This is a genomic window from Stappia sp. (assembly GCF_965276915.1).
In the GTDB taxonomy this organism is placed as follows: Bacteria; Pseudomonadota; Alphaproteobacteria; order Rhizobiales; family Stappiaceae; genus Stappia.
This window is the reverse complement of record NZ_OZ255709.1, coordinates 4591660-4613860: the sequence shown is the minus strand read 5'-3', so window position 1 is coordinate 4613860 and position 22201 is coordinate 4591660. Positions and strand designations below refer to the sequence as shown.

The following is a 22201-nucleotide window of genomic DNA, read 5'->3' as shown; positions in this document are numbered from 1 at the left end:
CGTTGGTGCCGACCCTACTCGCCCGTCAGCGGCGGAAGACCATCATGGTGAAGAGGCCGAAGGGACCGTGGCGGCTCTCGCGTTCGAGCACCATGGAAGTGTTGGCCAGCACTTTTTCGCGCGGGAAGAGCGGATCCCAGCCGAGATTTTCGGCGAAACGGGCAAGGCCGCGCTCGATGGCGGCGAGCACGCCGCTTCCCGAGGCAAAGTGATTGACGATGATGACCGTGCCGCCCGGACGCACCACGCGTTCCAGCTCCTTGAGCACGGCGGCCGGATCCGGCACCACGCTGACGACATACATCACCGTGGCGATATCGAAGCGGGCGTCCTGGAAGTCCATCTGGGAGGCGTCCATGGCCCGCAAGGCGGCAACGTTCTTCAGCTTCTTGCGGCGGATCCGGTCACGGGCGCGCGCCAGCATGGGCTTCGACAGGTCGATGCCGGTGATCGACAGCGAGGGGTCGTAAAGCGGCAGCGAAAGGCCGGTGCCGACCCCGACCTCGACCAGTTCTCCGGCATGGCGGTTCGCTTCCCTTGCGGCGGCGCGCTGGCCGGCGATGAGCGGCGCGGTGAACACCCAGTCATAGACAGGGGCCCAGCGGGCATAGGCGCTCTCGACCGCGCTGGCGGGCGAGAGCCCGTCGCGGCCGCCGATGCCGAGGCGGCGCAGGAGCTTGTCGAACAGGCGGCGAATACGGCTGACAGGAAAGAACTCAACGGCCATCAGAGTGTTGCCACCACGCGTGCTTGTGTTGTCTCGTTGGCGCCAAGGCCGGCGCCGGAGGGAATGGTGCGACCGATCCAGCCACCGCCGAGCACCCGTCCGCCATCGCCGTCATCGTCGAAGAAGACGCAGGCCTGGCCGGGTGCGACGCCCGTTTCGCCGTCGACAAGGTCGAGCATGGCGACGCCGTCGACAAGCCGCAGGATGGCGGGCTTCGGCGGCCGGGTCGAGCGGACCTTGGCGTGCAGCTCAAGGCCGGAGGCGGGGATGTCGGCAAGGCTGCCGGGGCCGATCCAGTTGACGTCGCGCAGCACGATCTCGCGGGTGCCGAGCGCCTCGCGCGGGCCGACGATGACGCGGCGACCTTCCGCATCAAGACGAACGACATAGAGCGGCTCGCCGGTGGCGATGCCGATGCCGCGGCGCTGGCCGATCGTGTAGTGGATGATGCCCTGATGGGTGCCGAGCACGCGGCCGTCGACATGTACGACGTCGCCGGGCTCGGCGGCGTTGGGCTTCAGCCGCTCGATCACGTCGGCATACTTGCCCTGCGGCACGAAGCAGATGTCCTGGCTGTCCTGCTTTTCGGCAACCGACAGGCCGAACTCGCGGGCAAGTTCGCGGGTCTCCGGCTTGGTCATGCCGCCCAAGGGGAAGCGCAGGAAATCGAGCTGGTCCGGCGTCGTTGCGAAGAGGAAGTAGCTCTGGTCGCGGTCGAGGTCGACCGGCCGGAACATGGCCCTGTGACCATCGATCAGACGGGAGCGCACATAGTGGCCGGTGGCGAGCACGTCGGCGCCGAGCGTGCGGGCGGTTTCCAGCAGGTCCGAGAACTTGACCGTCTGGTTGCAGGCGACGCAGGGGATCGGCGTCTCGCCGGCGATGTAGCTCTCGGCGAACCGCTCGATCACCTTCTCGCGGAAGCGGTCCTCATAGTCGAGCACGTAGTGGGGAATTCCGAGACGCTCGGCCACCCGGCGCGCGTCCTGGATGTCCTGTCCGGCGCAGCACGCGCCGGCGCGATGCACGGCCTCGCCATGATCGTAGAGCTGCAGGGTGACGCCGATGACGTCATAGCCCTCCCGCTTCATCAGCCCGGCCACGACGGAGGAATCGACGCCGCCCGACATGGCGACGACGACGCGCGTGTCCTCCGGCCGCTTGGGGATATCGAGACTGTTGAGCATGCCTGTCACCTTGCGGTCCTGTTTGCTTGCGGTGCCGGCCGATGGCCTGTCCGGCCGGGCGTTCCTGCGTCAGGCCGGCCCCGGCTTTCCGCCATCACCGCGCCTGTCACCGTCGCCCCCTTGCCGTCCTTGGCTCCTGCCTGATCCTGCCGTTGCGATATCCGGCCGTGTCGTGTCCAACCCGTCATCGGTTGTCCTGGCGACACCCTTCCGGCGCGCGGACGGTTTGCTGGGGGACGCGACCGGTCCCGTGTCTGGCAGCCCGCATATGTTGCGGGCGACTATAGCGGATCGGCCGGGCAAAGGAAAAGGGTGCGCTGGAGGCGACACGCATCGTGCAGTCCTCGCCCGGCAAAGCTTACCGGTCCCGGCAATGTTTACCCGGTATGTGAGAAATTGCCCGGCCCCGGACAAGGGGCACGTCTCCGATATTCGCTGTTTTCCGCCATTTTTCCGGTTGGCCCGGCATTTGCTGACATGTTTTGCGGAAGAGTGGCCTGTGCAATCCGGATGACGGGGCAGGCGACAGAGAAATCGGAGAGACGCGTGATCCTCGCCAATCCAGTGTCCAGTTTCCCGGCAAGCGTGGCAGGCCTTGCCGGTCAGGCCGGGAGCCAGGCTGCCGGTCAGGCCGGGAGCCAGGCTGCCGGTCAGGCGACCGGCGCCGGGCTGATGGCCGGGACGCCGTCGATGTTCGCGCTCGACCTGGGTGCGGCGACGGCAGGCATGCGGACCACGGCCGGCGCCAGTGCGTCTTCACAGGGTTTTGCAGGGCGTGGCGGCATTCCCCTTGCCGGCCTGCGCGAGCTGCATGTCGATGCGAGCATGCTCGTCCAGCTGGATATCGAGGCCGGGCCGCCGGCAGCGGTGTCGCCGCGCGGGTGGTTCGCCGATGCCGTCCGGGCCGGCGAGGGCGTCATGGCCGGTGCGCTGACAGGCGAAGGCGTAGCGGGACGACTGACAACCGAACTTGCCGAGGATGGCAGTGCGGCGGACACGACGCTTGACGTCGCGGCGCAGACGGACATTCCCGCCGGCATTGCCGGCCTCCTTTCGGGCATGATCGCGGCCGCAGGCCAGGCCTCGGCCACCCTGAGCGATACCCCGGCAGGGACGGGATTTTCCACCGCCCTTTCCGCACAGGCGGCCGTCGGCGCGACCGAGGGCGTGTCTGGAGCCGTGGAAGGCGGAACTTCGACTGCCGGAAGCGCGGCTACGGGATCCGCCGTCAGCGGGTCCGGTGCTGCGGCAACCGGGAGCGCCTTGACGCAGCCCGCCGTGGCAGGCACAGGCGCGACGCCAGGGGCGATCGCCTCGAACGATGACAGCAGCCCCGGTCTTCCCTCCACCAGCGCCTCGCTGTCGGTGAAGGTTGCGGGCGGCCTGGCTGGCGGTCTTGCCCTGGCCGCGGAAGCTGGCGGGAATTCACAGGCCGTCGCCGGAGCGATGACGAGGGGGGCGACCTCGCCGGCGTCCGACGATGCCGCCGCGCAGGCAGCCCGGGCCATGACGGCGCAGGCAGGCGAGATACAGGCGGGAGCCGCTTTGGCCACCGACGATGCGACAGGTGCCGCTACGACGGGTGCCGCTACGACGGGCGCCGGTACAACGGGCGCTGGCGCGGCGGTTGCCGGATCGGCCGCCGCCCTGCCTGGCGGAAACATCATCGAGGCAACGCTCTCAACCGGTGCCGGTACGACGACGACGACCGAGCGCTCCGCCGGGCCGGCCGGGGTCGAGAGCCGTATCGAGGGCCAGGGCGGTTCGGCCGCCATCCGCGTCAGCACCGCCCCTGCGACAGCCGGAACGAGTGCCGCAGGCGGCCTGACGCAAACCGCCGCCGCTTCGCTTGTCGCAACGGCAACAGGCGTTCCGGCGACGGAACCGGACGGGGCTGCCTTCTCCGGGACGGGCGAAGCCGGGACCGGGGCAACGACGTCCGCGCGCGCCGCCTCGCAGCCGCAGGCAGGCAACACCGAGGGTCTGCTTCCCGGACGCCAGGGCGCGGAAAACCCGAATGCGAACAGCCAGGGCATCGGTGTTCGGGCCGGGGGCGATCAGGCTCCCGCCATGACGGCCGATGTCGAAGCCGGCGCCGTGCCGGGCGAGACGCCGGGAACGGCAGCGAAGCGCCTCGATGCAGCCGCTGACCCGGCTCGTGCGGGGGCAATTCCGACCGCGGACGTGGCTGCCAGCGCGGCGGCCGGCACAAATGTCCGTCCGGCGCCGGATGCATTGGTTGCAGGCAAGCTGTCGGTGTCGGGGATGGCTCCGGCGAGCGCCCTTGCGGGTGCGGTCATTCCGGCAGGCGACATGGATATCAGCATCACGACCAGCACGGTGGCGGATGACGCAGCCGCGGCCGGCGGGACCGGGACGGCCTCCCGGGAGCAGGGCACGCCGGTTGCCGGCGGCCAGGCCATGCCGGCGCTGACCGGCCAGGTTGCGAATGTCCTGCCGCGCGGCGCGGCTTCGGCCGCCGCCCGCACGAGCGAGCTTGACTATGCGCAGGCCGTCGAAGACGCGACGGCCGGTACGTCCGGACAGGACGGCGAGGGTGCCGGCGCCGCGCGCGAAGGCAACGGCAAGCCGGCGGGAGCCTCGGCACCGCAGGCCGCCGCATCCCAGCCGATCGAGATCCAGCGCCCCGGCGTGAGCGCGGCCGCTCTCGCCTTCGCCGCCGCCATGACGGAGGGCGATGCCAGCCAGGGAGAGGGGAGCGATCCCTTCAACGGCCTGACCGAGATTGCCCGCGCCGACGCGCAGGCCAGTGTTTCTACCGCCGCCCTTCGCGGATCGACGGCGGCACTTCCGCAGAACGCGGCAGTGGCAAGCGCACATCTGGCGGCGGAAGTCGCCAGGTTTGCCCAGAAGGGGCAAACGCGCTTCCAGATCCGGATGGACCCGCCCGAGCTTGGCCGGGTCGACGTTGAACTGAAGGTCTCGCGGGACGGAACGGTGAGAGCGCATCTCGCCGTCGAGCGCAGCGAGACGCTGGACATGTTCCTGCGCGACCAGCGCGGGCTGGAAAGGGCACTCGATGCCGCCGGCCTGAAGCTGGAGAACGCAGGACTGGAGATGTCGCTGATGAACCAGAACGGTTCCACGGCCTTCGACCGGGGCGAGGGGGGCGAAGGCCGCTCCTCGCAGCCTGGAGAAGGCGGTGTCCTCCAGAAGGAGGACGGCGACACGCTGCCGATGGCAGCGGCACGGGCCTATGTGAGCGGCGCCAGCGGCGCCCTCGATATCCAGATCTAGCCCGGTTCAGGGGCGGGGCGGGCGTCTGTCGCCGGCCCCTGGCAGGAGTAGGATACCATGGTTACAAGCAGCATTACCGGGAGTGGCGGTTCGTCGGGGTCGGGTTCCTCGATCACGTCGATGTCGGCGTTGTCGAACAATTACGAGCTGTTCCTGTCGATCCTGACGACGCAGATCAAGAACCAGGATCCGCTCGACCCGATGGATTCATCGAAATACACCGAGCAGCTGGTTCAGTATTCCTCGGTCGAACAGCAGATCAAGACGAACGATCAGCTTGGCGACCTGCTGGGCGTCATGGCGGCGACGACGGCCTCGAGCTATGTCAGCTATCTGGGCACGAACGTGGTTGCGTCCGGCGCAACGACGCAGCTTTCCGACGGCGAGGCGAACTGGACCTACGATTCCCCCAGCTCCGGCAAGGCGAAGATCGAGATCCGCAACGAGCTTGGCGCGGTGATCTACACGGCCGATGCCGACCTGTCGTCGGGGCGCAATGCCTATACCTGGGACGGAAAGACCACGGCGGGGTCCACGGCGCCCGACGGCAACTACACGATTTCCATCGGACGATACGACGAAAAGGGCAACCCGAGCATTCCGGTCGCGACCGAGGTCTCGGGAACGGTCGAGGGCATCGAGTTCACGTCTTCGGGCGCGGTTCTGACCGTGGGCGGCGTCCGTATCCCGGCCAGCGCGGTGATTTCCGTGAATTCGACCTCGTAGCGGTCGCAGGGGCGCGGCCGAGGCCGCCGCTCTCGGGGACTGGCGACAAACCGGCGCGGACAGGAAAACCTGTCGTCGCCGGTTTATTTTTTTTCCGACCGTCCCGGTTCCCAATTTGCGAAACCGGCGCAGTATCGCCTAGCCCAATGTTTTCCTCGCTTTACGACTGTCGAAAGGTTTTCTGAGTCGTTCCAATTCTTACCGAATTGTTGCTTTGGGCTTAGGCAAATTTTAAAGCCAAACAGTTACATTCATAGTCAACGTGGTCATGTTGAGTGTGAGTGTACAATGACCGACCGAGCGAGTGCGCGTGTCAAATATGTTATCGGCCCTGACGGGTCGCCGCTTACGATTGCCGATCTTCCTCCGGTATCAACGAGGCGATGGGTGATCAGGCGAAAGGCAGAGGTGGTGGCCGCCGTGCGTGGCGGACTGCTGTCCCTGGACGAAGCCTGCAAGCGGTATACGCTGACCGTTGAGGAATTCCTCTCCTGGCAGAGTTCCATCGATCGGCATGGTCTTGCCGGCCTGCGCGCGACCCGCGTGCAGCAATACCGGAACTGATCGGCAAGCTTCCCCGCCCGAACGGTTCCGCAGATCCTCGAACATGACGCAAGGCCGGCCCGCAAGCCGGCCTTTTTGCGTTTGCCGCGCCCCGGGCCTCGTCGCGCATGATGCCTGCGGCAGCGCCTGGCCGGGATCCGTGCGGCGCGACTCGTCGACGTTTCAGGAAAGGTTAACGAGGCCGGTCAATCTTGCCGGGTTCCGGTCGCATTTCGCCAATGATTTTCGGCGGAAAACAGCCATTTTCATCATTTACTAACGGACGTTAACACCTTGTTTACCATCTGGCGGGCAAATTTTGCCTACCGGCCATCCGGGGGCGTCTTTTTCCATCCCCTCATCCCCAGGGCTTCCCCGGGTGGCCCGGTCTCAAACGGTTCTTTCCAAGAGCATCGAACGGGTGGCACGTGAACGGACTTGCGGATCTTGTAAAGGCACTGGGACCTGGCCGCCTCGCCGCGATGGGCGCCGTCGCGGCAATCCTGGTCGGCGTGTTCGCCTTGATCATGCTGCGCGTTACCGCGCCGCAGATGACGCCGCTCTATACCGATCTCACCTTCGAGGATTCCTCCGCGATCGTCTCCCAGCTCGACAGCCTTGCCGTGCCCTATGAGCTGCTGAACGACGGCGCGACGATCCTGGTCTCCGACGACGAGGTCTTCCGCGTCCGCATGCGGCTGGCGGAGCAGGGCCTGCCTCTCGGCGGCTCCGTCGGCTACGAGATCTTCGACAAGGCCGACACGCTCGGCTCCACCAGCTTCGTCCAGAATATCAACCGCACCCGGGCGCTCGAGGGCGAGCTTGCCCGCACCATCCGCTCGATCGGCCGCATCAAGTCGGCGCGGGTCCATCTGGTGCTGCCGGAGCGCCGGCTGTTCCAGCGCGACGCCCAGCCGCCCTCCGCCTCCATCGCGCTGTCCGTGCGCGGGTCGCTCGATCCCGGCCAGATCCGCGCGATCCAGCATCTCGTGGCGACGGCCGTCGAGGGGCTGCAGCCGAATTTCGTCTCGATCGTCGACGAGACCGGCCGGCTGCTCGCCAGCGGCGCGGGCGAGGAAGGCGAAGGTTTCCTCGCCTCCTCGCTGCAGGAGCGGACCCAGTCGATGGAAGCGCGGCTGCGCTCGCAGGTCGAGGAGATCCTCAATTCGGTGGTCGGCGTCGGCCGGTCGCGGGTGCGTGTCGCGCTGGAGCTCGACCACACCCGCACCTCCGAGACGCAGGAGACCTTCGATCCGGAAGGCCAGGTCGTGCGCTCGACGCAGACGCGGGAAGAGAATTCCTCGACCATCGGTCGCCGGGGCGCCGTGACCGCCGGCAATCAGCTGCCCGAGGCAAACCAGCAGACCGGCGAGGACGACAATCGCGACGTCGCCAACCAGAACGAGGAGATCGTCAATTTCGAGATCTCCAAGTCGGTGAAGACCGAAACCATCGAAGCCGGCGGGCTGAAGCGCCTGTCGGTGGCAGTGCTGGTCGACGGCGTCTATGCGCCGGACGCCAACGGCGACATCGCCTACGAGCCGCGCACGGCGGAAGAGCTGGAGCGGATCGAGACGCTGGTGCGCTCGGCCGTCGGTTTCGACGAGCGCCGCGGCGATACGGCCGAGGTGGTCAACCTGCGCTTCGCCCAGGCGCCGAACAGCGTGCTGGCGGAGGAGGAGGCCGGCCTCTTCGAATTCACCCGCGCCGACATGATGCGTTTCGTCGAGCTGGGCGTTCTGTTCCTGATCGCGGTACTGCTGACGCTCTTCGCGGTGCGCCCCCTGATCAAGCGCATCCTCACGGTCGAGGAGCAGGCCGCGCCGGTCCTGCTCGGCTCCGACGGGCAGCCGCTGGAGAACCCGATGCTGGCCGACCAGTCCGGCGACCGCTCGCTGCCGGGCGAGACCGACGAGAACGGCGAGCCGCGTATCGAGTGGCTGGAAGAAGCCCAGGCACAGGGCGCGGTCCAGGTCGCCACCATCGCCAAGGTCGGCGCCCTGATCGACGAATATCCGAAAGAAGCAGTCGGGATCATCCGTAGCTGGATGAATGAGGCGGCATGAGTATCGCAAACAGCATCCAGACCACGGCGCACAGCCACCTGACGATCAGCGCCTCCGAGAAGGAGCGCGATCTCAAGGGAACCGAGCGCGTTGCCGTCCTGTTGCTGGCGCTCGGCGAAAAGCACGGGCGCCGCATCTGGGAACAGCTCGACGAGATGGAGGTCCGCGAGGTCTCCGCCGCCATGTCGCGGCTGGGCCCGGTGACGCCGACCATGCTCGAGGAGCTCTTCGTCGACTTCGTCAAGAAGATCTCCAGCAATGGCGCGCTGAACGGCAATGTCGACGTTACCGAGCGCCTGCTGGCGAGCTTCCTGCCGCGCGACCGCGTCTCCATCATCATGGAGGAGATCCGCGGACCGGCGGGCCGGAACATGTGGGAGAAGCTCTCCAACGTGCAGGAGAACGTTCTCGCCAACTACCTGAAGAACGAATACCCGCAGACCGTTGCCGTCGTGCTGTCGAAGATCGATCCGGACCACGCCGCCAAGGTGCTCGGCATCCTGCCCGAGGAACTGGCGCTGGAGGTCATCTCGCGCATGCTGAAGATGGAATCGATCCAGAAGGAAGTTCTGGAGAAGGTCGAGCAGACGCTCCGCGTCGAGTTCATGTCGAACCTGACCAACACCTCGCGGCGCGACAGCCACGAGATGATGGCCGACATCTTCAACAATTTCGACCGCCAGACGGAGGCCCGGTTCCTGGCCGCGCTGGAAGAGGAAAACCGCGACTCGGCCGAGCGCATCAAGACGCTGATGTTCACGTTCGACGACCTGATGAAACTCGATGCGGGCAGCTGCCAGACCCTGCTGCGCAGCGTCGAGAAGGACCGCCTGGCGATCGCGCTCAAGGGCGCGTCGGAATCGGTGCGCGAGTTCTTCTTCTCCAACATGTCGTCGCGGGCGGCCCGGATGATGCAGGACGACATGGACGCGCTCGGGCCGATCCGTTTGCGCGACGTGGACGAGGCGCAGTCGGGAATGGTGGCGACCGCCAAAGATCTCGCTGCGAAAGGGGAGCTCATGCTGTCCAAGAGCAAGGGCGATGACGAGATCATCTACTAGGTGGCCTGAAGCACGATGATGACACGAATTGCGAGCACACCGATGAAGGTCAACCGCTTCCTCTTCGACCGCAACTTTGCGGCGATCGACGTGCCTGAGGAGGAAGAGGTCGAGGAGGTCGTGGAGCCGGTGGTTCCCACGATCCCGCTTGCCGAACACCGTGCGCTGGTCGCCGCCGCGGAACAGGCGGCGTACGAGCGCGGTCGTGCCGAGGCGGCGGTCGATCGGCAGCAGAGCGACGAAGGCCGGTTCGCCGACGAGGCCGGCCGGCTGGCCGAGACCGTTTCGGCGCTGATCGGCCAGCTCGATACCGAGCAGGCCCGTCACGAGAAGGACGCGGTCGCGCTGGCCTTCCTGGTGGCGCGCCGGCTGTGCGCCCACCTGATCGCCCGCGAGCCGCTGGGGGGAGATCATCGCGCTGATCTCCGAGTGTCTCGGGCCGCTGCGGCGGGCGCCGCACCTGGTGATCCGGGTGCGCGACAGCGATCTGGCCGCGCTCAAGGAGCGGGTCGATCCGCTGGTCGCGGAGAAGGGTTTCGAGGGCCGCCTGGTGTTTCTGGGCGAGCCCGATATCAGCGCCGGCGATTGCCGGATCGAATGGGCGGACGGGGGCATCGTGCGCGATCGCAAGGCGATCGAGAAGCAGGTCGACCAGGCCGCCCGGCGGTATTTCGAAAGCCGGCGCGCCGGCAAGGGACAGCAGGCGTCCCTCAACCACGAGCCCGCCGAGGAGCGGATTGACGGATGAGCGATATCGACAAGGACATCGACGGCGACCTGCCCCAGTCGGGGATCCCGCTTGCCGAGATGGAAGCGCAGGAAACGCATCGCGAGGGTGGCGATCGCGACCATTCGCAGGCGCGCAGCGCGGCCGATCTGGAGGCGGTGTTCGATGTGCCGGTGCAGATTTCCGCCGTGCTCGGCCACTCGCGGATGCATGTGTCGGACCTGTTGCGGCTGGCGCCGGGCACCGTCCTGAAGCTCGACCGCAAGGTCGGCGAGGCCATCGACATCTATGTGAACGACCGTCTGGTGGCGCGCGGCGAGGTGGTCCTCGTGGAGGACAAGCTCGGCGTCACCATGACAGAAATCATCAAGTCCGATCGCTGATCGGAGCAGGAGAAGACCATGCGACTGTTGATCGTCGGCACTCTCGAAGGCCAGTTGATCACCGCCTCGAAGATCGCAATGGATCGGGGCGCCGCCGTCACCCATGCGGCCAGCATCGAGGAGATGCTGAAGGTCCTGCGCGCCGGTCGCGGCGCCGACCTGGTGATGGCGGATGTCGGGCTCGACATCGCCGAGCTGATCGCGCGGCTGCAGGGGGAACGCTTCCACCTGCCGGTTGTTGCCTGCGGCGTCAAGACGGACGCCAGTGCCGCGGTGAGCGCCATCCGCGCCGGCGCCAAGGAATACATCCCGCTGCCGCCGGATCCAGAGATGATCGCGGCCGTTCTGGCGGCGGTCGCGCGCGACCAGTCGAGCGTCATCTACCGCGACGGGGCGATGGCCGCCGTCGTTCGCCTTGCCGAGCAGATCGCACCGTCCGACGCCTCGATCCTGGTGACCGGCGAGAGCGGTTCGGGCAAGGAGGTCATCTCCCGCTACGTGCATTCACGTTCGAACCGGGCCGACAAGCCGTTCATCTCGATCAACTGCGCGGCGATCCCGGAGCACTTGCTGGAATCGGAACTGTTCGGCCACGAGAAGGGCGCCTTCACCGGCGCCATCGCGCGGCGTGTCGGCAAGTTCGAGGAAGCGGACGGGGGCACGCTGCTGCTCGATGAAATCTCGGAGATGGACGTGCGCCTGCAGGCCAAGCTCCTGCGCGCCATCCAGGAGCGGGTGATCGACCGGGTCGGCGGAACCAGGCCGGTGCCCGTCGACATCCGCATCATCGCGACGTCGAACCGGGATCTGGCCGAAAGCGTGCGGACCGGCACGTTCCGGGAGGATCTGCTCTACCGGCTGAACGTGGTCAACCTGAAGCTGCCGCCGCTGCGCGAGCGCCCGGGCGACATTCTTGAGCTCGCCGGTCATTTCGTCGAGCGCTATGCGCGCGAGAACGGCGTTGCGAAGCGCCCGATCTCCGAGGACGCACGCAAGATGCTGCTGTCCAACCCCTGGCCGGGCAATGTGCGCGAGCTGGAAAACACGATGCATCGCGCCGTGTTGCTGGCGAGCGGCGACGAGATCGATCTCGACGCCATCCGCATGCCGGACGGCAGCCCGATCTCGGGCGGACGGACGGCCGATGCGCGGATCGCGGCCGATGCGGCGGCCACGGCGGAGGCCGTCAACCGGGTCCTGGTCGGGCGCACGGTCGCCGATGTGGAGCGCGACCTGATCCTCGACACACTGGATCATTGCCTGGGCAACCGCACCCATGCGGCGAAAATCCTCGGCATCTCGATCCGCACCTTGCGCAACAAGCTGAATCAGTATGCCGATGAGGGACTGGACGTGCCGGGCCCCGGAGAGGCGCGCGTCGCCGTCGCCTGAGGCGGGCGACAGGCGAATGGCGACGGGCGAATGGCGACGGGCGAATGGCCACCGCATGGCAGGCCGGCTGACAGGGTGACGAAGGGTCGAGAATGAGCGATGTGACGGCGAGCGAGGGCTCTCAGGCCAAGGTTCCGGCACCGGCGGCAAGCGGCGGGTTCCGCCTGCCGGCGGGCACCCCGAGCCTGGCCACGGTCTGGGACACGATCCGGCGCGGCGACATCGCGCTGGCGATGGGCGTCATGATCATCCTGGTCGTGCTCATCCTGCCGATGCCGGCGATGATGCTCGACATGTTCCTGGCCATCTCCATCATCTTCTCCGTGCTGATCCTGATGACCGGCCTGTTCATCCAGAAGCCGCTCGAGTTCTCCTCCTTCCCGACCGTGCTGCTGATCGCGACGATGTTGCGGCTGGCGCTGAACCTGGCCTCGACGCGCCTGATCCTGGCCAACGGCCACGAGGGAACGGACGCGGCCGGCGAGGTGATCGAGGCCTTCGGCCATTTCGTCATGGGCGGCAACTTCATCATCGGCATCATCGTGTTCTCGATCCTGGTGATCGTGAACTTCGTCGTCATCACCAAGGGTTCGGGGCGTATCGCGGAAGTCGCGGCACGCTTCACGCTCGACGCGATGCCCGGCAAGCAGATGGCGGTCGACGCGGATCTCTCCGCCGGCCTGATCGACGAGGCGACGGCACGCCAGCGCCGGCGCGACCTGGAGGACGAAAGCTCGTTCTTCGGCGCCATGGACGGTGCCTCGAAATTCGTGCGCGGCGACGCCATCGCCGGCCTGCTGATCACCTTCATCAACATCATCGGCGGCATCATCATCGGCGTTGCGCAGATGGACCTCAGCTTCTCGCAGGCGGCGACCACCTACACGCTGCTGACGATCGGCGACGGCCTCGTCTCGCAGATCCCGGCGCTGATCGTGTCGACGGCCGCCGGCCTGCTGGTGTCGAAGGCCGGTGTCGCGGGCTCCGCCGACAAGGCGCTCGGCCGGCAGCTTTCCGGCTACCCGAAGGCGCTTGGCATGTCGTCCTTCGTGATGGTGACGCTCGCCATGCTGCCGGGCATCCCGATGATCCCGTTCCTGAGCCTGGCCGGGCTTGCCGGCTATCTCGCCTACCGATCGGGCAAGTCGCAGAAGGTGGCGGCGGAAGAGGTGCGCATGGCGGAAGTCGCCGCGGCCGAGCCGGCGAAGCCGTCGGAGCCGCCGGTCAGCGAATCGCTGAAGATGGACGAGCTCAGGATCGAGCTCGGCTACGCGCTGCTGCCGCTGATCAACGGCCAGAGCGCGGACGGCGACCAGCTGACCGAGCAGATCAAGGCGCTGCGCCGCCAGCTCGCCGCCGATCTCGGCATCCTGATGCCGCCGGTGCGCATCCTCGACAACATCCAGCTGGGCGCCAACGACTATGTCATCAAGGTCAAGGAAGTGCCGGCGGGCAACGGCCAGCTCTTCCCCAGCCACTACATGGTCATGGATCCGGCCGGCGGCCAGGTGAAGCTGCCCGGCACGCACACGACCGAGCCGACCTTCGGCCTGCCGGCGACCTGGGTCGAGGGCCAGTATCGCGAGGACGCGGCGCTGCGCGGCTACACGGTGGTCGATCCTGCGACGGTGCTTGCCACCCATCTGACCGAGACGATCCGCGGCAACGTCTCCGAGCTGCTGACCTATGCCGACGTGCAGAAGCTGCTCAAGGAGATCACCGGCGAACAGGCGAAGCTGGTGGAGGACATCGTGCCCTCGCAGATCACCGTGTCGGGCATCCAGCGGGTGCTGCAGGCGCTTCTGGCCGAACGCATCTCGGTGCGCGACCTTGGCACGATCCTGGAAGGCGTCGCCGAGGCGACGGGCTTCACCCGCAATCCGGCGATGATCGCCGAGCATGTGCGTACCCGCCTTGCCCGCCAGATCTCGGCCGCCAACCAGGCGCCGGGCGGCTATCTGCCGCTGATCGCCCTGTCGCCGCAGTGGGAGCAGGCGTTCATCGAGTCCATCGTCGGCGACGGCGAGGAGCGCTCGCTGGCCATGGCGCCCTCGAAGCTGCAGGAATTCGTCCGCCTGGTGCGCGACGCCTTCGAGCAGGCGGCGCAGGCCGGCGAGGTGCCGGTGCTTCTGACCTCGCCGCAATCGCGGCCCTTCGTGCGCTCCATCGTCGAGCGCTTCCGCGCCCACACCACGGTGATGAGCCAGAACGAGGTGCACCCGCGCGCAAGGCTGAAAACGGTCGGATCCGTGTGATGAAAACGCGGGCGCCCGCAGCACGGCGGGCGCCGAACAACGGTTGCCGAAACGAGGGTTTGGGGGAGCGAGCGCTCAGACCTTGATGTCGACGCCTTCGGTCTTCTTGTCGCCGGTCTTGGCGGAATCGAGACTTTCGATGGCCTGGTCGATCGCGCCGTTCTGCTGGGCGATCTTGGCCTTGGCCTCGTTCTTGACGCGCTGGGCAACGTTGTTGAAGAGCATTTCCGTCGCCGTCTGGGTCTCGCTGACACCGACGGCGAAGACGTTGCTGGCGACGGCCTGCTGGTTCAGGAACTTCTGGGAATGGGCCTTCTGCTTGGCCTTCCACTGCTGCATCTGCTGGTAGGCGGACACCTTCTTGGTACTGCCGAAGCCGCGGCCAAAAGATTTTCCGATGAGAGCCATGGCGGTGGAAAGAGTCCCTGATCGTGCGCGAGTACCGGCTATTCGGAACCACTGTCGCCCCAACGGGGTTAACAACTTCTTAGCGGTTTCGCCTACGGCCAGTGAAGTATTGCGGAATGCGACGAATTGGGCGCAGGAGGGCCGCGCAAGCCCAGCTCAGGCGGGCACCTGCTGGGTGATGCAGTGGATGTTGCCGCCGCCGAGCAGGATCTCGCGCCCGGGAACGCCGACGATCTGGCGGCCGGGGAAGAGGCCGGCGAGGATCGCGGCGGCTGTGGCGTCGCTGCGCTCGTCGAGCAGGGGAAACACCACCCGCGTGTTGGCGATGTAGAAATTCGCGTAGCTGCCGGCGAGCCGTTCGCCTCCCTCGCGCACCATGCCGTTGTCGGCGGTCTCGATGCCCTGCGCCTCGGCCCTGGTCATGGTGAGGGGACCGGGCATCGGCAGGCGGACGATGCGGATCTCGCGCCCGCGCGCATCCCTTGCGGCGGACAGGAACTCGAATGCCTCGCGCGAGCGCTCGTGCTGCGGGTCGGTGCGATCATCGGTCCAGGTCAGCGCCACGACACCCGGTGCGCAGACATGGATCAGGTTGTCGACATGGCCCGTCGTCTCGTCGAGATGGACGCCGCGCGGGATCCACAGGACCTTGCGCGCACCGAGATAGCGCTTCAGCCCGGCCTCGATCGAGGCGCGCGAGAGCTTCGGGTTGCGGCCCGGGGAAAGCAGGCATTCCTCCGTGGTGTAGACCGTGCCCTCGCCGTCGACATGGATCGCGCCGCCTTCCAGCACGAAGGGCGCGCGGTAGCGCTCGACGCCTTCGATCCCGGCGATCTGCGCTGCGACCTCGTCGTCGAGATCCCAGGGGTCGTAAAGACCGTCATGCTCGCCGCCCCAGGCATTGAAGCGCCAGTCGACGGCGCGCAGGCCGCCCTTCGCGCCGGTGACGAAGGTCGGTCCGATGTCGCGCATCCAGGCGTCGTTCGAGGGCAGGCGGACAAGACGGATGCCGGGCGACAGCAGGGCTCTCGCCCGGTCGTGTTCGGCGTCCGAGACGGCGATCGTGACCGGGTCGCTGGCATGGATCGCCTCGGCGACGGCGGCGAAGGCCTCCTGGGCGGGACGGGCATTCTCGCGCCAGTTGTCCGGTCGTTCGGGCCAGGCCATCCAGCAGCCCGAATGGGGCTCGAATTCGCCCGGCATGCGGTAGCCGTCATCGGCCGGCGTCGAGGCGAGAGGAGTGTCCATCCTATGGGGCCACTTCCTGCCCGCGCCGGCCGGCACCGCCGCCGGCGCCGTCCAGTGTTGCTATCGGTCCGTAGAGGTCCGGCCGACGGTCCCGGAAAACGCCCCAGGAGGCGCGCAGGGCGGCAAGCGCGTCGAGATCGAAGGTGGCGGCCAGCACCGTTTCCTCCGTCCGGTTCGCCTCCGCGACCTTGGCGCCGGTGGCGTCGGCAATGAAGGAGGAACCGTAGAAGACGAGTTCCGTGCCGCAGCGCCCCGGTTCCGCGCCGATCCTGTTGGAGGCGACGAGCGGCATCAGGTTGGCGCCGGCATGGCCCTGCATGACCCGCTGCCAGTGAGCGGCCGAATCCCAGTCCGGGTCGAGCAGTTCGGAGCCGATGGCTGTCGGGAAGAAGAGCATTTCGGCGCCCATCAGCGCCATGGCGCGGGCGGTTTCGGGAAACCACTGGTCCCAGCAGATGCCGACGCCGATGCGGCCGGCCTTTGTGTCCCAGACGCGGAAGCCGGTGTCGCCCGGGGAGAAATAGTATTTCTCCTGGTAGCCGGAGCCCTGCGGGATGTGGCTCTTGCGATAGACGCCGAGGTTGCGCCCGTCCGCGTCGATGACGGCGATGGAGTTGAAACGGGCCTGGCCGGCAAGCTCGTAGAAGCTCACGGGAATGACGATGCCGAGTTCTGCGGCAAGCGCCTGCATGCGGACGATCGCGGGATGCCCCTCTGCGGCTTGCGCGCGCAGCAGCAGGTCGGGCGCTTCGTCCTGGCAGAAATAAGGATACTCGAAAAGCTCCTGCGGCAGCACGATGTCGGCACCGCGCCCGGCCGCCTCGCGCACCAGTCGTTCCATGGCGGAAAGGTTGGTCTCGCGATCGGGCGTGCAGGCCATCTGCAGGGCGGCAAGGGTGACGTTTCTCATGAGGCTCCCGGAATGACGCGCTTGGTCCGGCGAGGGTAGCGGATGGCGTCCCCAAGGCCAATCGCGGAAGCGCGCCCGGCAACCGATCTCCCGCTTGATCGGAGACGCCCGACGGACTACCTCAGAAGCGGTCGGCGGAACGCGCCGGCGCATGCCTTGCACAAGGAGCCGCGATGTCCTCGATCAGCGTCGATCTGGCCGGTTACACCGACCTGCCGCCCGGCAAGGTGGCCACAATCGTCACCTATCTGGAGATGCGGGCGCAGCCGATGCCGCGCCGGGCCGAGCGGCCGGACCTGTCGCTGCAACGCATCGAGGCGCCGGATCCGGGCGACTATCGTGCGCTGTTCCGCGGGATCGGCGACGAATGGCTGTGGTTCGGCCGGCTGACGGGGAGCGATGATGACCTGCTCGCGCAGATCACCAGGCCCGGGCACGAAGTCTATTTCTGCCGCAGGAAGGGCGCGGCCGAACCGGTCGGCCTGCTGGAACTCGATTTCAGCGATCCGCGCGACGTCGAGCTTGCCTATTTCGGACTGGTCCCGCAGGAGATCGGCAACGGCGCCGGGCGCTGGCTGATGAACCAGGCGCTGTCGAAGGTCTGGTCGAGGCCGGCGACCGCGCGGCTTTTCGTCCACACCTGCACGGCCGACAGCCCGCAGGCGCTGGGCTTTTACCGGGACAGCGGTTTCGCGCCCTACAAGCGGGCGATCGAGATTTCCGACGATCCGCGGCTTTCCGGCGTTCTGCCGATGTCGGCGGCGCGCCATGTGCCGGTGATCGAGGGAGAGTAGGGCGGGCCTCAGCCGGTCATGCGCAGGACGGCCGCGCCGGTCGCCTTGAGAAGGTCTGACGGAGTTGTGGCAAACACGCTGTTCGGCGATCCGGCAGCGGCCCAGATCCCGGCGAATCGGATAAGATCCTCATCGAGATAGACGCGCGTTGCGGCGATATGGCCGAGCGGCGCGACACCGCCGATGGCGAAACCGGTGCGCTCGCGCACGGTGCGGCCGTTGGGGCGGACGAGCTTTTCGCCGATGCGCTCGGCAACGGCGGCCTCGTCGACGCGGTTCACGCCGCTGACGAGAAGCAGGATCACCTCGTCGCTCGCCTCACCGAGGAACACGAGCGACTTGACGATTTCCGCCACCTGGCACCCGCAGGCGGCGGCCGCTTCCTCCGCGGTTCGGGTGGAGGCGGGCATCTCGACGATGTCGATGGTCAGGCCGGCGTTGGCGGCCGCCTCGCGAACGCGGTCCGTGCTGCTGTTGTTTGCCATGGAGAAGTCTTAATCCTCGTTAACCATAAAACGTTGTTTGTTCGTGGACGAATCGGATCTGATGGGGCGGGACGGCTGCGGATGAAGTCGCATTATGGTAAGCATGTTTGTTAAGGGTTCGTTTACCTGCCTCGAACGGAACGATGTATGACCAGATCGCGTGACAATGTAGTGCCGCATGCCAAGGTGCGCAGCCTCCGGGAAGCCATCCGGAAGGTCAAGTTCGCCGAGGTCGAGCGCACCGACGTGGTGGTGGACTTGCAGGAATCGGAAAGGGCCCGCCTGGAACTTCTCGCCGAGGAGCTGCAGGACATCTTCAAGGAAGTTCCCGAGGACGACGACCAGTTCTCGTTCCAGATCGTGCCGGGCAACATCCCGCGCCTGTGGATCGACATCACCGGTCACGTGGCGATGGGCCGCGACAAGCGCACCTACCGCTTCCTCAAGGACACACGACTGGGTCGCACGGTCATTCTCGAGACGCCCGAACTCGACGACATGGCCGATTGCATCACCGAATATATCGCCGAGCGGGTGCTGGAGCGGGAGCGCGCCGTCGAGGGCGACTGGCTCAGCAAGCGTCTGAAGGAGCCGCCGCGCGCGGAAGCCGCGGTCGCGGCCGTTCCGCAGCAGTCGGCCCAGCCGTCTGCGGCCAGCGTGCCGCATGTGCGCGGGCTGTGGGGACCCTTCGCGGCCTTCGCCGTTGGCCTTCTGGTCGGCGCCGCGCTGCTGGTCGGCTATGCCTGGTTTGCCAATCCCCTGAACTGACGCCGGCGGCCCGTTTTTTCCCCTTGAGCTTAGCCTATCCGGGAATGTCGATCGCGTGCCGCGCGATCGTCGCGACCGCCTGCACTTCGTCGCGAGGAGCCTTCGAGACGAAGCCGCGCTCTTCCATCTCGCAGTGCCAGTTGCCCGGTGCGCCATCGATCGAGAACAGGTTGTAGCGGGCGGCCGGGCGCTTGTGTCCCGGTCCGTTGGAGGCCGAGGGCACGCCGATCACCGGCACAGGCCCGTGCGGTCCTTCGATGACGGTGCGGGTGGCAAGATGGGTGTGGCCGTGCAGGACGAGTTCGCAGCCTGCCCGCTTGACCGCGGCGCGCACACGCGAGGCATCGGTCAGTCGCTTGTTCCAGCCGGTGGCCCCCCGTTGCGGGGGATGATGGATGAGAAGGACGCGGAACAGGCCTTCCTCGCCAAGCCGTTCCAGGCAGTCCCGCAGCCGGCGCGTCTGGGCGGTGCCGATCCGGCCGGTGGCGAACCACGGGCCGCTGGCGCGCGCGCTGGAAACGCCGACAAGCGCCAGCGGACCGCGTCTGCGGACAAAAGGGAACGTGTCGGGCGTGGCGGCATCGCCGCTCATGTAGGGGCCCCAGGCGTGGACGGCGCGGCGCAGGGCGCCCGGCACATAGGCATCGTGATTGCCGGGAACGACGGTCAGCAGGTCGGGAGGGGCTATGTCGTCCAGCCAGTGCCGCGCCGCGGAAATCTCCAGGTCCAGCGCGATGTTGACGAGGTCGCCGGTCAGCGCGATGTGATCCGGGCCGTTGTCCTGGATATCCTCGACAAGGCCGGGAAGCCAGGCGCCGGCCATGGTCCGGGCGCGCGAGCGGTGCCAGTTGACGTAGCCGATCACCCGCTTGGAAACGAGGTCGCGGAATTTCGCGTCGGGCATCGGGCCAAGGTGGGGATCGGAGAAATGTGCGAGACGGAACATGCGCCCACATCAGGAAAGCATGCGGGTCCGGTCAAGCAAAAAGCGCCGCGGACAGGTCCGGGCGCTTCCATCCATCCTCTCGGGACGGTGCAGAACGGGAGGTCCCGACAGGGCGCGATGCGCTCCTGCCGCGTAACCGGCCGTGTCAGTTGCTGCTGAACGTGGTCAGCACCGCCGCGATGCGCGGGTTGGTCAGGTCGATGGCCGGCCGCCAAACATAACGGCGCCGGGCGCGGGTCGGGAACAGGACCGACAACATGGCTCTCTCCTTCGAGAACGCAGCATGGAAACGATGGGGGCCCATCGGTGAAAGGCGTCGTTCCTTCGGCTGCGAGGAGACAATCCCCGGAATCCCCTGCCTGAACAAGCGCCATTCGGGCATTTCTCCCATGCGCGGCGCGCATGGTGGGTTAAGTATCTGTTATCGGGCACCCGACTTCGAGCGGATCCCGTGTCGGGTGAAACCGGGTGCCGTGAAGAGGGTCAGTGGTATGCGGACCATCCTTCCGCTGAAAGCGATACGCAGGCTTGCGCTGGCGGCGACCCGCTACCAGCGGGCAATGACGCTCGGTGTCCGCGTCGTGGCACGGGATGCGGACGGCGCCATCCTGCTGGTGCGCCACACCTATCTGCGGGGCTGGTATCTTCCTGGCGGCGCCGTGGATGCCGGCGAGACGCTGGCAGAGGCCGCCTTGCGGGAACTGCGCGAGGAAACCGGCGTGCTGCCGGGCGCGGGCGCGGCGGCGGAGCTCTTTGCCATCTATCACAACCGGCGCGACCACCTGCGCGATCACGTTGCCCTTTACCGGCTTTCGGCTGTGCTCGTGCCGGAGGGCGCGCTACGGCCGAACCGCGAGATCCGCGAGGCGCGGTTCTTCGCGGTCGATGCGCTTCCCGAGGAGACGACGCCCGCCACTCGCCGGCGCCTTGCGGAGCTTGCCGGCGAGAGCGAGATCGCCCCGCTGTGGTAGCGGCCGCGCGCGGGGACGTGGATCAGGCCGCGCGGCCGAGACGGTCGCGCCCGTGCGGCCGGTCGAGATCGAGCTGCGGGCCGACGGGAACGATGCGGGTCGGGTTGATTGTCTCGTGCGAGCCGTAATAGTGCTGCTTGATCGTGGCGAGGTCGCAGGTGTCGGCAATGCCGGGCTGCTGGTAGAGCTCGCGCAGATAGCCCGAGAGGTTCGGATAGTCGGCGATGCGGCGGATGTTGCACTTGAAGTGGCCGACATAGACCGCATCGAAGCGCAGCAAGGTGGTGAACAGCCGCCAGTCGGCCTCGGTGAGCCGGTCGCCGGTCAGGTAGCGGCTCCCGCCGAGGCGTTCCTCGAGCCAGTCGAGGCTTTCGAAGAGCTTGCCGACCGCCTCCTCGTAGGCCGATTGCGTCGTCGCGAAGCCGGCCTTGTAGACGCCGTTGTTGACCGTGTCGTAGACGCGGGCATTGATGCGCTCGATCTCCTCGCGCAGCGCCTGCGGATGGAAATCCAGCGTTGCATCGACCCCCGGCAGTGCATCGAAGGCCGAATTGAACATCCGGATGATGTCGGCCGATTCGTTGGAGACGATGGTCTGCCGCTTGCGGTCCCACAGGATCGGCACGGTGGCGCGGCCGGTATAGGCGGGATCGGCCTTCACATAGACCTGCCAGGCGGCGCGCGCGCCGGTCTCGGGTTCGGCTTCCGAGAAGGTCCAGCCGTCTTCCAGCATCAGCGGCTCGACCGCCGACACGGTGATGACGTCCTCCAGCCGCTTGAGCTTGCGGAAGACCAGCGTCCGGTGCGCCCAGGGACAGGCATAGGAGACGATCAGGTGGTAGCGGCCGGCCTCGGCGGCAAAGCCGTCCCCGCCGGTCGGACCGGCAGCCCCGTCGGGCGTGACCCAGTTGCGAAACACTGAATCCTTGCGAACGAATCGACCTCCGCTGGAGCCGGTATCGATCCAGCCGGTCTTCCAGACGCCTTCGACGAGTTGACCCATGATGATGTCCTCCTGTGTCTGTTGTACCCCGGAGATGGGCCCTGTTGCCCGTTCTTCAACAACCTGAATGGTGCGTTCACCCGGGATGAACGGTGGGCGGTGATACAGGAAACTCTTTACGGACCGGGTGTTGCATGATACCGACCGCCCTCGCATCAGATGAAGGGCGCGCGCCTTGCGACCCGACAGGCCGGATGAAGATGATCAGGATCGAACGCCAGCGACGACGAGAATTGCGACGAGGCCAGCCCTCGCGCGTCGTCACACGCGTGCCTTGAGACACCGGTAGAGCGGTTCGAAAGATCCCTCGGAACGGTTCGACAGGCACGGTTTCCTGCCTGAC

At 67.0% G+C, this 22201-nt stretch carries 20 protein-coding genes; 12 read left to right on the top strand and 8 right to left on the bottom strand.

Annotated features, from left to right (window positions below):
• Positions 1 to 25 precede the first annotated feature (25 nt).
• Both ACQY46_RS21590 and mnmA read right to left on the bottom strand, forming a co-directional pair.
• The gene (locus tag ACQY46_RS21590) at positions 26 to 727 is read right to left on the bottom strand and encodes a class I SAM-dependent methyltransferase (RefSeq protein ID WP_428698020.1); all 702 of its coding nucleotides are present in this window, start codon (positions 725 to 727) and stop codon (positions 26 to 28) included.
• Complete coding sequence (gene mnmA, locus ACQY46_RS21585) at positions 727 to 1914, bottom strand: tRNA 2-thiouridine(34) synthase MnmA (protein WP_428698019.1); 1188 nt, start codon at positions 1912 to 1914, stop codon at positions 727 to 729. Before mnmA ends, ACQY46_RS21590 begins: the two co-directional genes overlap by 1 nt.
• 546 nt (positions 1915 to 2460) lie before the next feature.
• On the opposite strand from mnmA, the gene ACQY46_RS21580 reads away from it, so the two are divergent.
• The 9 genes from ACQY46_RS21580 (at position 2461) to flhA (ending at position 14325) form a co-directional block, all read left to right on the top strand.
• Positions 2461 to 5172 carry a flagellar hook-length control protein FliK gene (locus ACQY46_RS21580; RefSeq protein WP_428698018.1) on the top strand — a complete coding sequence of 904 codons (2712 nt, stop codon included), beginning with the start codon at positions 2461 to 2463 and terminating at the stop codon, positions 5170 to 5172.
• A 57-nt stretch (positions 5173 to 5229) separates the two neighbouring features.
• Positions 5230 to 5898 (top strand): flagellar hook assembly protein FlgD, encoded by a 669-nt coding sequence (locus ACQY46_RS21575; RefSeq protein WP_428698017.1) that lies wholly within the window; start codon positions 5230 to 5232, stop codon positions 5896 to 5898.
• Positions 5899 to 6186: 288 nt separating this feature from the next.
• Positions 6187 to 6462 (top strand): DUF1153 domain-containing protein, encoded by a 276-nt coding sequence (locus ACQY46_RS21570; protein WP_181759451.1) that lies wholly within the window; start codon positions 6187 to 6189, stop codon positions 6460 to 6462.
• 407 nt (positions 6463 to 6869) lie between these two features.
• Positions 6870 to 8507, top strand: a complete 1638-nt coding sequence (gene fliF / locus ACQY46_RS21565; RefSeq protein ID WP_428698016.1) for a flagellar basal-body MS-ring/collar protein FliF — start codon at positions 6870 to 6872, stop codon at positions 8505 to 8507.
• A complete protein-coding gene (gene fliG / locus ACQY46_RS21560) occupies positions 8504 to 9568 on the top strand; it encodes a flagellar motor switch protein FliG (RefSeq protein ID WP_428698015.1) in 1065 nt (354 codons plus the stop codon). Before fliF ends, fliG begins: the two co-directional genes overlap by 4 nt.
• Positions 9569 to 10040: 472 nt before the next feature.
• Entirely contained in the window at positions 10041 to 10316 is a 276-nt protein-coding gene (locus ACQY46_RS21555) for a hypothetical protein (protein WP_428698014.1), read from the top strand.
• On the top strand, positions 10313 to 10678 hold the full coding sequence (gene fliN, locus ACQY46_RS21550) for a flagellar motor switch protein FliN (protein ID WP_428698013.1): 366 nt from the start codon (positions 10313 to 10315) through the stop codon (positions 10676 to 10678). Before ACQY46_RS21555 ends, fliN begins: the two co-directional genes overlap by 4 nt.
• 18 nt (positions 10679 to 10696) lie before the next feature.
• Positions 10697 to 12070: a sigma-54-dependent transcriptional regulator gene (locus tag ACQY46_RS21545; protein WP_428698012.1), complete on the top strand. Its 1374-nt coding sequence runs from the start codon at positions 10697 to 10699 to the stop codon at positions 12068 to 12070.
• A gap of 92 nt (positions 12071 to 12162) precedes the next feature.
• Positions 12163 to 14325, top strand: coding sequence for a flagellar biosynthesis protein FlhA (gene flhA, locus ACQY46_RS21540; protein WP_428698011.1), 2163 nt, complete (start codon positions 12163 to 12165; stop codon positions 14323 to 14325).
• 75 nt (positions 14326 to 14400) lie between these two features.
• On the opposite strand, the gene ACQY46_RS21535 is transcribed toward flhA, so the two are convergent.
• The 3 genes from ACQY46_RS21535 to aguB form a co-directional block, all read right to left on the bottom strand.
• Positions 14401 to 14682 (bottom strand): hypothetical protein, encoded by a 282-nt coding sequence (locus ACQY46_RS21535; protein ID WP_428698010.1) that lies wholly within the window; start codon positions 14680 to 14682, stop codon positions 14401 to 14403.
• 207 nt (positions 14683 to 14889) lie between these two features.
• Positions 14890 to 15981, bottom strand: a complete 1092-nt coding sequence (aguA, locus tag ACQY46_RS21530) for an agmatine deiminase (protein ID WP_428698009.1) — start codon at positions 15979 to 15981, stop codon at positions 14890 to 14892.
• 1 nt (position 15982) lies between these two features.
• Positions 15983 to 16891, bottom strand: a complete 909-nt coding sequence (gene aguB, locus ACQY46_RS21525) for an N-carbamoylputrescine amidase (RefSeq protein ID WP_428698008.1) — start codon at positions 16889 to 16891, stop codon at positions 15983 to 15985.
• A 173-nt stretch (positions 16892 to 17064) separates the two neighbouring features.
• Here aguB and ACQY46_RS21520 point away from each other — a divergent pair, with 173 nt between their 5' ends.
• Positions 17065 to 17685, top strand: coding sequence for a GNAT family N-acetyltransferase (locus tag ACQY46_RS21520; protein WP_428698007.1), 621 nt, complete (start codon positions 17065 to 17067; stop codon positions 17683 to 17685).
• An 8-nt stretch (positions 17686 to 17693) separates the two neighbouring features.
• Here ACQY46_RS21520 and ACQY46_RS21515 read toward each other — a convergent pair whose 3' ends face one another.
• A complete protein-coding gene (locus ACQY46_RS21515) occupies positions 17694 to 18170 on the bottom strand; it encodes a YbaK/EbsC family protein (protein ID WP_428698006.1) in 477 nt (158 codons plus the stop codon).
• A gap of 147 nt (positions 18171 to 18317) precedes the next feature.
• On the opposite strand from ACQY46_RS21515, the gene ACQY46_RS21510 reads away from it, so the two are divergent.
• Complete coding sequence (locus ACQY46_RS21510) at positions 18318 to 18938, top strand: hypothetical protein (RefSeq protein ID WP_428698005.1); 621 nt, start codon at positions 18318 to 18320, stop codon at positions 18936 to 18938.
• A gap of 34 nt (positions 18939 to 18972) precedes the next feature.
• Here the strand turns inward: ACQY46_RS21510 and ACQY46_RS21505 are convergent, their stop codons facing one another.
• Entirely contained in the window at positions 18973 to 19884 is a 912-nt protein-coding gene (locus ACQY46_RS21505) for a metallophosphoesterase family protein (protein ID WP_428698004.1), read from the bottom strand.
• Between the two features lie 491 nt (positions 19885 to 20375).
• Here ACQY46_RS21505 and ACQY46_RS21500 point away from each other — a divergent pair, with 491 nt between their 5' ends.
• Positions 20376 to 20855: an NUDIX domain-containing protein gene (locus tag ACQY46_RS21500; protein WP_428698003.1), complete on the top strand. Its 480-nt coding sequence runs from the start codon at positions 20376 to 20378 to the stop codon at positions 20853 to 20855.
• Positions 20856 to 20877: 22 nt separating this feature from the next.
• On the opposite strand, the gene ACQY46_RS21495 is transcribed toward ACQY46_RS21500, so the two are convergent.
• On the bottom strand, positions 20878 to 21858 hold the full coding sequence (locus tag ACQY46_RS21495) for a glutathione S-transferase family protein (protein WP_428698002.1): 981 nt from the start codon (positions 21856 to 21858) through the stop codon (positions 20878 to 20880).
• Positions 21859 to 22201 lie beyond the last annotated feature (343 nt).